The sequence below is a fragment of the Chelatococcus sp. KU-N122 genome (assembly GCF_055391085.1).
On sequence record NZ_AP043981.1, the window covers coordinates 592,430 to 604,413 of the forward strand.

The 11,984-nt window shown below is 68.4% G+C and carries 11 protein-coding genes; all 11 read right to left on the reverse strand.

What is annotated here, in order from left to right:
- Positions 1-4: 4 nt before the first annotated feature.
- The 11 genes from ACZ5PO_RS02665 to ACZ5PO_RS02715 all read right to left on the reverse strand — a co-directional run bounded on the left by ACZ5PO_RS02665 (position 5) and on the right by ACZ5PO_RS02715 (position 11,978).
- Positions 5-505, reverse strand: a complete 501-nt coding sequence (locus ACZ5PO_RS02665) for a (2Fe-2S)-binding protein (RefSeq protein ID WP_464189986.1) — start codon at positions 503-505, stop codon at positions 5-7.
- Positions 502-1,338, reverse strand: coding sequence for an FAD binding domain-containing protein (locus ACZ5PO_RS02670; RefSeq protein ID WP_464189988.1), 837 nt, complete (start codon positions 1,336-1,338; stop codon positions 502-504). Before ACZ5PO_RS02670 ends, ACZ5PO_RS02665 begins: the two co-directional genes overlap by 4 nt.
- Positions 1,335-3,773: a xanthine dehydrogenase family protein molybdopterin-binding subunit gene (locus tag ACZ5PO_RS02675; RefSeq protein ID WP_464189990.1), complete on the reverse strand. Its 2,439-nt coding sequence runs from the start codon at positions 3,771-3,773 to the stop codon at positions 1,335-1,337. The genes ACZ5PO_RS02670 and ACZ5PO_RS02675 overlap by 4 nt, the downstream gene beginning before the upstream one ends.
- A 235-nt stretch (positions 3,774-4,008) precedes the next feature.
- Entirely contained in the window at positions 4,009-4,938 is a 930-nt protein-coding gene (locus ACZ5PO_RS02680; RefSeq protein WP_464189992.1) for an amidohydrolase family protein, read from the reverse strand.
- Positions 4,935-6,485 (reverse strand): class I adenylate-forming enzyme family protein, encoded by a 1,551-nt coding sequence (locus ACZ5PO_RS02685; RefSeq protein ID WP_464189994.1) that lies wholly within the window; start codon positions 6,483-6,485, stop codon positions 4,935-4,937. Before ACZ5PO_RS02685 ends, ACZ5PO_RS02680 begins: the two co-directional genes overlap by 4 nt.
- Positions 6,482-7,666, reverse strand: a complete 1,185-nt coding sequence (locus ACZ5PO_RS02690) for an acyl-CoA dehydrogenase family protein (RefSeq protein WP_464189996.1) — start codon at positions 7,664-7,666, stop codon at positions 6,482-6,484. Before ACZ5PO_RS02690 ends, ACZ5PO_RS02685 begins: the two co-directional genes overlap by 4 nt.
- 172 nt (positions 7,667-7,838) lie before the next feature.
- Positions 7,839-8,660, reverse strand: a complete 822-nt coding sequence (locus ACZ5PO_RS02695) for an SDR family oxidoreductase (RefSeq protein WP_464189998.1) — start codon at positions 8,658-8,660, stop codon at positions 7,839-7,841.
- A 496-nt stretch (positions 8,661-9,156) separates the two neighbouring features.
- On the reverse strand, positions 9,157-9,870 hold the full coding sequence (locus ACZ5PO_RS02700) for a TetR family transcriptional regulator (RefSeq protein ID WP_464190000.1): 714 nt from the start codon (positions 9,868-9,870) through the stop codon (positions 9,157-9,159).
- 108 nt (positions 9,871-9,978) lie between these two features.
- Positions 9,979-10,776: an alpha/beta fold hydrolase gene (locus ACZ5PO_RS02705; protein ID WP_464190002.1), complete on the reverse strand. Its 798-nt coding sequence runs from the start codon at positions 10,774-10,776 to the stop codon at positions 9,979-9,981.
- Between the two features lie 5 nt (positions 10,777-10,781).
- Entirely contained in the window at positions 10,782-11,189 is a 408-nt protein-coding gene (locus tag ACZ5PO_RS02710; RefSeq protein WP_464190004.1) for a carboxymuconolactone decarboxylase family protein, read from the reverse strand.
- A 51-nt stretch (positions 11,190-11,240) separates the two neighbouring features.
- Positions 11,241-11,978 (reverse strand): enoyl-CoA hydratase/isomerase family protein, encoded by a 738-nt coding sequence (locus ACZ5PO_RS02715; protein WP_464190006.1) that lies wholly within the window; start codon positions 11,976-11,978, stop codon positions 11,241-11,243.
- Positions 11,979-11,984: the final 6 nt, after the last annotated feature.

The following is an 11,984-nucleotide window of genomic DNA, read 5'->3' on the forward strand; positions in this document are numbered from 1 at the left end:
GATCTCACCCAGTCCGCAGGCCTTTCGCCTGAGCCGCCTGCAACTGCCTGGCGGCTTCGGCGATGGCGCTGACGATGTCGTCGTAGCCGGTGCAGCGGCACAGATTGCCGCTGATGGCGGCGCGGATGTCCGCCTCGGCCGGATCCGGGCTGGCCTCGAGCAGGTCGATGGCGATCAGGATCATGCCGGACGTGCAGTAGCCGCACTGGAAGCCCTTCTTGGCGATGAAGGCCTGCCGCACCGCGTCGGCGACGGCCGAGGCGCTGCCCTCCAGGGTGACGATCTCGCGGCCCTCGGCGGCCACCGCCAGCATCAGGCACGACTTGATCGGCTGCCCATCGAGCAGGACGGTGCAGGCGCCGCAATCGCCGGTGAGGCAGCCGATGCGCGCGCTCCTGGCGCCGAGGTCGCGGATGGCCTCGATCAGCAGCGAGCGCCCGTCGACGCGGGCGACGACATCGTGGTGATCGAGCCTGAGCTCGACGTCGATCGGTGAACCACTCATCTGGCCCCCCAAGCTTGATGCAATGCCCGGCGCGCGATGGCCGGCGCCACCTGGCGGCGATAGCCGGCGCCGGCGAACTCGTCCGACCACTCCTGCGAAATCAGGCGCGAGAGGTGGCCCGCGATGGCTTCCTCGGGCCTCTCGTCATCCACCTCGAACGCGACAGGCACGGCGTTGGCGCCGCCAACGGCGAGGCGGTGGCGAGGCGCTCCGCCGGCGCTGACCGTCGAGATGCAGGCGGCCGTCACGATCGGCCACGAACCGGTGCTGAATTTCAGCTTGTAATAGCCGCAGCCGCCGCGGTCGGCCGTCGGCCGGAAGACCATATGGGTCAGCATCTCGTCGGGCCGGCGGATCGTCTGGAAGGCGCCGGCGTAGAAATCGACGGCCTTGACCTCGCGGCGCCCGGCGCTGCTGGCGAGCCGCAGCGTCGCGTCGAGCGCCACCAGGCAGGCGGGCACGTCGGACGACGGATTGGCGTAGCAGGCGGAGCCGCCCAGCGTCCCCTGGCCGACGATCTGGGGGCCGCCGGTGATCTGCTGCGCCATCAGGGTCAACAGCGGCAGCCTGGTCCCGAGCGCCTCGGACTCGAGCACCTGGCGGTAGGTCACACCGGCGCCGACGACGATGAGGTCGCTTTCGGCCTCGATCGTATCGAGGCCGAGCCGGCGAATGTCGATCACCGCCTTCGGCTGCTGCTGGCCGTAGGTCATGTGCGGCACGAGCCAGGTGCCGCCGCCGAGGACGGCGGCGTCCGACCGGGCCTGCGCGAGCAGCGACAGGGCGTCGGCGAGCGAACGCGGCGCGTGGTAGTCGAAATCGTGCGCGATCATGACGATGCCTGCCCCAACAGAGGAAGCAGCCGGTCCGGCTTGAACGGCACGCGATCCACGAGCTTGCCTTGCTCGCCCAGGGCGTCGGCGATCGCGTTGGTGATCACCGTCATCGCCCCGCCGAAGCCGGACTCGCCGGCCCCCTTGGTGCCCAGCGGATGAAACGGGCTCGGCGTCGAGCGATGACCGACCTTAATCCGCGGCAGATCCGGCGCGCGCGGCAGCACATAGCTCTTGAACCGGTTGGTTCGCGTGGCGCCGCTTGCGTCGTAGAGCAGCTCCTCCCAGAGGGTGGCGCCGATGCCCATGGCGACGGCGCCCCGAAACTGCCCCTCGACCAGCCCCGGGTTGACCACGACGCCGCAATCATGGATCGCGGCGTAGTCCAGCACGCGCACCTGCGCCGTCGCGACGTCGATCTCGACGGCCGCCGCATGCACCGAATAGGGGAACGACGGATACGCGCTGATCCGGCCGAATTCGTCCGGAACGTGCCGGATATTGGGTGAGCGATAGGTCTTGCTCACCTGCAGCGGCAGCTCGACGTCGGCCGCGACCGAATAGGCGTAAGTATAAATCGTCGACACGGCCTGCTTGAACGAGACCGATCGGTCGGCGTCGCCGCGTATGCCGATCCGCCCTTGCGAGAACACCAGCTCGCCGGGGTCCGCCTGCAGCAACGTCGCGGCACAGACGGCAATGCGCGCTTGCAGCTCACGGGCGGCCAGGACGGACGCGGCACCACCGAACATGAGGCTGCGGCTGCTGGTGTTGCCGGTGCCGAACGGCGTGATGTCGGTGTCCCCCTGGATGATCGTCACCTCGTCCGGCGAGAGGCCGAAGACGTCGGCGACGAGCTGGGCGATGCCGGTCTCGTTGCCGCCGCCCGGCGACGTCACGCTGGTCGCGACCCGCACGGTGCCGGTCGGATCGACGATCACCGTCGAGGTCTCGAACCCGGCCTGCATCGTCCCCGGGAACGACGCTCCCTCCGGCGTCAGGTCGAACGCGAAGCCGATGCCGATGCGCCTGTCGCTCTTGTCGGCGCTCTGCTGCCGCTGCCGCCATGCGTCCAGGGGAAACAGCTCGAGCAGTTGGTCGAGCGCCGGCCCGTAGTCGCCGCTGTCCAGGTTGAGGCCTGACGGCAACCGATGCGGAAAGGCGTGCTTGGGCAGGAGATTGCGGCGCCTGACCTCGATCGAGCTCATGCCGAGCTCGCCGGCGATCAGCTCGATGGCCCGCTCCATCACCAGGTTCGCGGTTTCCTTGCCGTAGCCGCGAATGCCCTGCCAGGGCGGCTTGTTGGTGGTCACGACGGTGGCGTCGACGGCGACGTTGGGCACGTCGTAGACCGTCGGGAACACCGTCGGCGTCACCAACGCCATCACCCAACCGCCGCCGGCGCCGATGGCGCCGACATCGGCGACGATCGTGTTGCGAAAGGCGACGACCCTGCCTTGCGCGTCGGCGGCGATCTCGAAGCGGTGCGTCTGCTCGCGGGCGTTGGCGAGGAAGCATTCCTCGCGGCTCTCGACGAAGGCCACCGGCCGCTTGAGCTGGCGGCTGAGGATGGCGACCAGCGCCTCCTCCGGATGGCCCACCATCTTCAGGCCGAAGGTGCCGCCCGCGGTCATTGCCAGGACGCGGATCTGCGCTTCCGCCAGCCCGAGCACGTGGGCCAGCATCCAGCGGGTCGGATGCGGCTGCTGCAGCGTGCCCCGCAGAGTCAGACGCTGCGCGCGGTCGTCCCAATCGCCGATATAGCAGCGCGGCTCCATCGGGGCGCTCGTGCCCGAGCCGAACGAGACCTCGCCGCGTGCGGTCCGGAAGGCCGTCCGTAAGGCCTCGTCGACGTCCCCCTGCCGGATCATGTCGCGGGCCACGACGTTGGTGGGCCACTCCGTCCGGGCGAGCGCGGCGCCCGGCGCCAAAGCCGCCGATGCGCTCAGGATCGGCTCGAGCCCATCGTAGTCGACCTCGATGCAAGCCCGCGCGGCCTCCGCATCGTTCAGGCTCGTAGCGACAACCACCACCACCGGCTGGCCGACGTACAGCACCTCGTCGCCGGCCAGGGGCCAGATATCGACGGGGCCGGGAAAGCGCTCGCGCGGCACCCGCGTCGGCATCGGGGCCGAGCACGCGCGCACATCCGCGCCGGTGAAGACGGCGACCACGCCCGGCGCCCGGCTCGCGGCCTCGGTGTCGACCCGCCGGATGCGGGCGTGGGCATGCGGACTGCGCAGGATCGCGACGCGCAGCGTCCCCGCCTCGATGGCGTCTGCCGTGTAGTCGATGCGTCCGGAAACGAACCGGTCGGCATCCTTGCGCGGGATATCCCGGCCGACCCATGTCGAAACCGCGTGATCGGCCTGGTCATGGGACCGGCTTGCCGCATCTGTTTCACGTTCTGTGTCCACCGCAACGAATTCAGGCATGTTTCCTCGACATCGTTGTCTTTATACGACAGTTTTAAACATACGTTTCGACGACGTCAAGCGTCTCATCAAATAAACAGCTTCCTGCGTACTGGTCGACAGTCTCTGATTATATAGATGGCCAGGTCAATTCTGGCCATTACGGCCACGAAATACCTCAGACGTCATGGCCAGGCTTGATCCGGCCATCCATCAACTCGAGAACAATCCTTGGCACGCGGGCCCGGCCCAGATTTTAGTCCATCACCGTCGGCCCGACAGGCGTTCCGGGGCGTCCGTACAGCCGCTGCGGATTGTCGACGAGGATCGCGTGCAGCTGGTGAGGATCGCCGACATGCCGGCTGAGGGCATCCAGCTGCGCCCCGGTTTCCGGCATGCGTGCCGGATCGCTGAGGGCAACGTTGGGCCAGTCCGCAGCCCAGATCGTCCGCGTCGGCGCGGCTCGGCACAGCGCCTGGACGAACGGCGCAAGCTCGTCCTCGCCGTCCGGCGCAGCCGTCAGACGATAGCCGCCGGACAGCTTGATCCAGCAATCATCCATGGCGGCGAGCTCCAGCACCGCGGCGAAATCGGCCTGGCCGACGCCGAGCCCGGCGGGGCAGAAGCCCATGTGATCGATGACGAGGCGGATCCCGAGGCGGCCGAGCGCGGGCGCCAGTTGCGCCAGCCTCGCCCCGCCGAGGCCCAGATCGAGGTGCCAGCCGAGCGGCCGGCAGCGGTCGGCCAGCCGGTGCAGTTGGTCAGCGCCGGTCCCACCCGCGAAATGCTCGTTGAGGCGGATGCCGCAGACCCCGAGCGCGCGCAGCGCGACCAGTTGCGCGTCGGTCTCGGTGCCATCGATCGAGACGACGCCACGCAACCGCTCCGGATAGCGTTTCAACGCCTCGGCGATCAGGCGGTTGTCGTTGCCGTGCACGCTGATCTGGACGACGACCCCGTAGTCGATGCCGACGGCGTCGAGCATGGCGACGTAGGCGGCCGCGCTGGCGGCCGGCGGTGTGTAGCTGCGGCCCGGCACGAACGGCCGATCGGGGCCGCCGCCGATGACGTGGGCATGGGTGTCCCATGCTCCGGAGGGCATCGGAAAGCGCGACGGCGGCAGCGCCGGCCGTGGCGGCAGACAGGCCGGCGGCGGCAGCGCGCCCTGGTCAAGGTGGAGGCTCATGGACGGGTCGCCCCGGCTGCCGCCGGCGCCGACGCAATGTCGGCAGGCCTGCGGAGATCGTGCACGCGCTCGTCCACGTACTGCAGCTTGTTGCGCTGGATCTTCTCGGTTTCGGTCTTGGGAATGGCCTCGACGAATTCCACGTATCGGGGCTGCATGAACGGCGGCAGCAGATCGGCAAGGAACGACCTGACCGCAATCGGATCGCGCACGCCGGAGGCGACGACGACGGCCTTGATCTCGTCGCCGGCGATCTCGTCGGGCACGGCCACGACCGCGCAATCATCGACACAGGACATGCGCCGCAGGGCGGTCTCGATCTCCGCCGGCGAGATCATCTCGCCGTTGCGGCGGATGAGTTCCTTGGCGCGGCCGTGATAGAACAGGAAGCCGTCCGCATCGAAGGCGCCCAGATCGCCGCTGTGGAACCAGAGGTTCCGGATCGCGCCGAGCATCTGCTCGGGCTTGTTGTAATAGCCCATGAGGATGGTGTCGGGCGCGATCGGCCGCACCACGATCTCGCCGACCTCGCCGGGCGGCAGCGGGCGATCGTCGGGACCGACCACCCTCACCTCCAGGTCGGCACGGGGCTTGCCGCACGATCCGAACCGCGAGACCTCGACCGTGTTGCTGGTGCTCCAGCCACCGACCTCGGTCATGCCGTAGACCTCGTGGACCTTGATGCCGAAGCGCTGCTCCACCTCGCGCCAGACGGCTTGCGTGGCGCCGCCGCCGAAGCAGAACCGGACGCGATGATCGCGACGCAGGCCCGGGTGACGCTTCACCAGGATCGACAGCACGGTACCGACGAAGGTGCAGCCGGTCGCGCCGAACCGGATGGCATCGTCGAAGAAGCTGGAGGCGGAGAATTTCGCCAGCACGATGAGCGCCGCGCCGGTCCACAGCGCCGACATGACGGCGTACATCTGCGGATTGACGTGGAAGAGCGGCATGAACACCATGATCCGGTCGTCGGCCGTGATCTTCAGCGCCTCGACCGTGGCGCGGCCGGCCGCGGCATAGGCGTTGTGCGAGTTCACCACGCCCTTCGGCAGGCCCGTCGTCCCGGAGGTGTAGAGGATCGTGCAGGCGTCCTGCGCCGCGACGGACACCTCCGCGCCGGAGGCGACCGCGGCCAGCATGGCGAAGAAGGCCGCGTCATCCTCGATGACGATGCGGGGCAGCGCCCGCTGGTGATCATCGAGCTGGCTCGCCCGGCTCGTCTCCCAGGCGCGGTCGACCAGCAGCAGGCGCGCGTCGCACTGCGCCACCGAATAGCGCAGGCCGTCGGCGACAAGTTGGTCGTTGAGGGTGACGGCCACTGCGCCGCGCCGGTTGATACCGAACCAGACTGCAAGGAAAGCCGCCGAATTGCCGGCCAGCAGCGCGACATGATCGCCCTTGCCGATGCCATGCTGCTCGAGCAGGCCCGCGACCCGCCGCGATGCCTCGTGGATTTCGGCGAAGCTGAAGGTGCGCTCGCGCGTGACAACGAACGGCGCTTGCGGTCGCTCACGCGCCCGCTCGGCCAGGAGATCGGTGATCATTGAGCGGCTCCCAGACCCCGCACCAGGTATTTTCCGATGGTGTTCTTCAGGATTTCGCTGGAGCCGCCGGCGATCTCGTAGGTTTTGGCGTCGCGCAGGTAGCGGCCGAACGGGGATTTGACCATGGTGCCGTGGGCGCCGCAGACCTGGACGGCCATCGCCGCAGTGCGCGTCGCCACCTGCGCGGCGCGCAATTTGGCCTCGCTGCCGTAGCGGTCGATGGCGTCGTGGGCGTCGAGCGCCCGGCCGGCATGGAACACCTGCAGCCGCGACGCATCGATGTCGGCGAGCGCCTCGGCCAGGTACCACTGGATGCCCTGGAAGCTCAGCACCGTCTGGTCGAAGGCCCTGCGCGCGCCGACGTAGCGGTAGGCGGCGTCGAAGGCGCCCCGTGCGATGCCGACGCTGATCGCCGCGGCAAGGGTTCGCGAATAATCGAGCGTCGTGACCGCCTGCCGCACACCCTTGCCCTCGGCGCCGATGAGGTGGTCGTCTGGCACAACCACATCGTCGAGCCGCAGGTTCATGTGCGGGCCGTTGCGCAACCCGAACGTCGCCGAGTTCCGCCCCTCGTAGATGTCGAGGCCGGGCGTCTGCCGCGGCACCGCGAAAGCCGACACGCCTTTGTCCGTCTCGGCCAGGATGACGAAGAACTCGGCGGCGGATGCCGAGGTGATGAAATGCTTCTCGCCGCGCAGCACCCAGCCCTCCGCCGTCCGGCGAGCCTTGGTGTCGAGCGAGCGGATGTCGCTGCCGTGCGCCGCCTCGGTCAGGGCGTAGGAGGCGAGGAGCCCGCCGGCGAACTGCGGCAGGACGCGGGCCTTGAGGCTCTCGCTGCCGAACAGGCGGATGATGGTTTGCGCCTGGAACGTCGTCAGCAGCGAGACCGCCAGCGCAGCCGAACCGACGGCGACCTCTTCGAACAGGGCGATGGCATAGGCGAAGTCCTGCCCCCCTCCGCCATACTCCACCGGCAGCGTCAGGGAACTGTAGCCGCCCGCCGCCAGATCCTTTGCGAGCTCGACAGGGTAGACATCCTGCTCGTCGATCGCATCGGCTTCGGGGACCACCCGCTCCCTCACGAATGCACGCAAGCCAAGGGTGAACGCTTCATCCGCCAAGGGCGGCCAAAGCCGGTCGCAGGGTTGGCGCATTGGCGGATTGTTTGCGATCGGCATCATTGGAGATCCCAAAGCAAGGAGGGACGGCGCACTCTGTCTGCGGACGCTTGTCGCCGCGCGGCTCGTTGGTCGGGCGAGAAGCGATGGGCCGAAGCGGTCAGCCCAGGGGCGTTAGAGCATGATCCCAAAAAGTGGACACCGGTTTTGGACAAGATCATGCTCAAAATAAAGATTAGAGCGGATGATGATTCGAAGAAAAATCATCACGCTCTGGCGCGGCAATGGCCTTCGCAGTCTCACGGTAGATGTGGTTGTCCGTCGGAGTGACGAGCATTTCGGCCATGCAGGTCCGCGGTGGCAGGCGAGCCGCGAACACGGCGGCGGCGGCGACGTCGTCGGGCTTGACCATCAAGGCCCGATCGGCTGCGCTCGGCGGGCGTGGCCTCGCATCCTGAAACGGCGTCTCGACCGCGCCCGGGTTGATACACACGCTGCGTATGCCGTTGACGCCTTCCTCGGCGTTGATCGTGGCCGACATGGCCCGGGCACCGTGCTTGCTCGCCGTGTAGGTCGGCCCGACGCCGGGAAAGATGCCAACGGCCGCGTTGGACACGACGTGGATCAGCAGCCCGCGTCGCCGTGCGCGCATCGCGGGCAATACGGCGAGACTGCACAGGAAAGGCCCCTTCAAGTTGACGTCCATGGTGCGCGCCATGTCCGCCGGCGACAGGTCCCGCCAATAGCGCCGGACCGCATTCGTGCCCGCGCTGTTCACCAGGATGTCGATGTCGCCGAGCGTCGCCACGACCGTGTCGTGGGCTGCCGTCACGGCGCCAGCCTCCGCGACGTCGGCAGGGACCACCAACGCTCTGCTGCCAGACGCCTCCACAAGATCAGCGGTTTCGTCCAAGGGCTCGCGCCGGCGCCCGGAGAGCGCTACGCGGCAGCCTTCCTGTGCGAACGCCAGCGCAACGCCGCGGCCGATGCCAGTGCCCGCCCCGGTCACCCATACGACCTGGCCGGCAAGGTTTTCCAACCCCACGACATCCGTCAAAGCAGTCTCCTCCCTGTCGCCAGATCTTTCGCCACAGCCGGTCGCACGGCCGATGCAGCGCCGGCTCGACCGCCGCCGTCATGGTGCGGCGCCCCTCGTGCGCGGGGATCATCGAAGGCCGTTGAGGCGGGCATGTTTCCTCGAAGCTGCGGTCAAATTTCGATTTCAAACACGCGTTTAATTATGTCTGTTTTAAACACGTGTTTCGCTCGCGTCAAGCGACCTCGCCGGGCGCCGCCGACAGCGCCGACCCGGCGGGAGGGCTCGCCAACTTTCTATGCTCGGTAAGCGACGCTCCGCCGTCGCCACGAAATGGCGGGAGGGATTCTCCAAGCTTTCAATCAAGGGCCAACGGCAGCAGCCGATGCCTTATCCACCGATCACGATCGGCATCGTTCGTCGCGAGCCCGCGACGTGTGAAGTCGATGGCCGTCGGCAGGACGACGGTGCGTGGCGCCGCCGTCGCCGGCAGTCGATCAAGATCCCCGCGCAGGGCTTATGATCGCGTCGCCGCAAGCCGTCGCTGCTTGACCTTCGGGGCTGAGACCTGCGCCTCGGCAGATCCCATCATGCCGCCGATCAGGAAGTCGATCATGGCCTGGCGAAAATCGTCCACGTTGCTGGGGTCGATCTTCCCCTCGGACAGCTGGGCCGTGCGATCCCGGACGCTGAGGTCGGCGACGCTGTAGACCACCGTGCCGATCATGAAGACATAGCGCCAGAAGAAATCGTTCGGCTCGAGGTGCGGACACGCCAGAGAGATCGCCTCGATGAACCGTTTCGCCATCGGGTCGAAATGGCGCTTGGTGATCGCGCGCGTGAGATCCGTCGGGGCGACGCGGTGCTGCATGACGAGGCGGGCGAACAGCCGCCCGCTCTTGCCCGTATCGACGTAGGGCCGGATGAAGATCTCGAGGATCGCCTTGAGCTCCGGCGGGCGCTTTGCCGCCTTGGCGCGCGCCAGGCAATCCTCCAGATCGACGAGTCGTTGCTTGTTCAGCCGTGTCGACAGGTCGCTGAAGACCGCAAGCGTCAAGTCGGACTTCGATCCGAAGTAATAGCTGACCGCGGCGAGATTGACGTTCGCGCGTGCCGTGATCTCGCGCAGCGTCGCCTTCTCGAGCCCCTTCTCGGCGAAGACGAACTCGGCCGCCTGCATGAGGCGCTCGGTGATCTGCTTGTCCTGGGGGTCGAGGCGCTTCGGTCGCATAGGCGAATTAGGGCACCCGGTCGGCGCCGGTCAAGGCGCGCCCATGCACCCCTGCCGTTTCCGACCGCGCGTGCACTCCCGGCGCGGCCGCGGGGCGACGGCGGTAAGTCAGCGCCCCGCCAGAAACGTCCGCAGCCGCTCGTTGACCAGGGCCGGCACCTCGATCGGCGTCATGTGCGAGGCCTGCGGCAGGACGACGAGCTGCGCCCCGGCGATCCGCTGCGCGATGGCCTCCGACGCCGCAACGGGCGTAGTCGGGTCCAGTTCGCCCACGAGGACCAGCGTCGGCACGCGGACCGCCTGGAGCGCCGGCGCGACGTCGAGGGTCGCGATCGTGTCCCACATGGCCGCGTGCACGTCCTTGCCGGCGGCCAGCAGCGTCTTCGACACACGGTCGAGCATGTCCGGGCGCCGACCGGCGAAGCCTGTCGTGAACCAGCGGTCGAGCGTCGGCTGCAGGATGGCGCCCATCCCCGCGAGGCGCACGGTCTGGGCCCGCTGCCGCAGGCCGGCGCGCACCTCGTCGGTGAAGGTCGATACAGTGTCGATGAGCGAGAGCGACCGCACCAGCTCCGGCCGCTGGACCGCCAGCGTCTGGGCGATCATGCCGCCGACGGACAGGCCGACGAGATGAGCCGGGCCGTTGTCCGCGTGAACGACGACCGCCGCAAGATCCGCCGCCAGCGCTGCGAAATCGTAGCCGGCCGCCGGCGCCGTCGACAGACCGTGGCCGCGCAGATCGTAGGCGACGACGTCGTAGTCCGCCCCCAGCGCCTCGATCTGCGGCCCCCAATAGGTCAAGTCGAGGCCCACCGCGTGGATCAGCACCGCGAGCGGGCGTCGCCGATCGCCGCAGCGGACCAGGTTGAGGTGGCAGCCCGGTGTCGGGGCAGCGAGATAAGGCATCGCCTTCAGCCCTGCTCTTCCCGGGCGATCTCCTTGAACACCTCGCTCGCCACCCGGGTCGCCTCGAGCGCCGCCGGCACGCCGCAATAGACCGCCGCCTGGATGAACACCTCGCGGATCTCCTCCTTGGCGACGCCGTTGTTGAGGGCGCCGCGCACGTGCAGGCGCAGCTCGTGCTGGCGGTTGAGCGCGGTCAGCATGGCGAGGTTGAGCAGGCTCCTGGTCTTGCGCTCCAGGCCGGGCCGGGACCAGACGTTGCCCCAGCAATATTCGGTGACGATCTGCTGCAAGGGGGCGGAGAAGTCGTCGGCGCCCGCCAGCGAGCGCTGCACGCTCGCTTCGCCGAGCACGGCCGTCCTGATCTCGAGCCCCGCCTTGAAGGCATCGGTGTCGAATTCCGGTCGATAGGTCATGAGCTTTCGGTCCAAGGTCTGCGGGCACAAAATGGGGGAGATGCGGGGTGCTCAGCCCTCCTTGGAGGCGAGCACGACGGACAGCAGCGAAGAGGCGTAGCGAGACGCGGCCACCGGATCCATCATCGACGCGGTGGCCAGATACTCCTTCACCGCTTCCAGCGCGGCGCGTCGGCGGTCGGCGAGCCGGCCGATGGTCGCCGCGACCGCAGCATCAAGCTCGGCGTGCGGCACAACCTCGCTGAGCAACCCGAGATCGAGTGCCTCCGCCGCGCCGATGCGCTCACGCGTATAGACCAGATGCATCAGCCGCTTGGGCGGCACTTTGCCGAGCACGGCCGAGATCGCGAGCGTCGGCGGCAGGTTGGTGTCCATCTCCGGCAGCGAGAAGGTGGCGGTGTCGGCGGCGATGGCGAGGTCGCACTGGCCGACGAAGGCGCAGCCGAAGCCGCGCGCCTCGCCCTGCACGACGGCGACGACCGGGACCGGCGTCGCCCTGAGGTCCGCGTAGAGCCCGAGGATCGGCTCGGTGACGGCGGCGCGGATCTGCAGCGCCGATGGGGCGCTCGCGGCACCGGCTCCGGGGTCGCGCCCCATGCAGAACTGCTCGCCCTCGGCCCGGACCAGCACGGCCTTGACGTGCGGCTCGGCGGCAGCCGCGCGAATGGCGTTGCCAAGGTCGCGGATGTCCTCGGTCATCAGCCGATTGCCGATGTCCGGCCGGGTGAGCGTGACGGTCGCGGTATGGGCGGCCTCGTCATGGCTGACCGAGAACGGCGTCGTGTTCATGTGCAT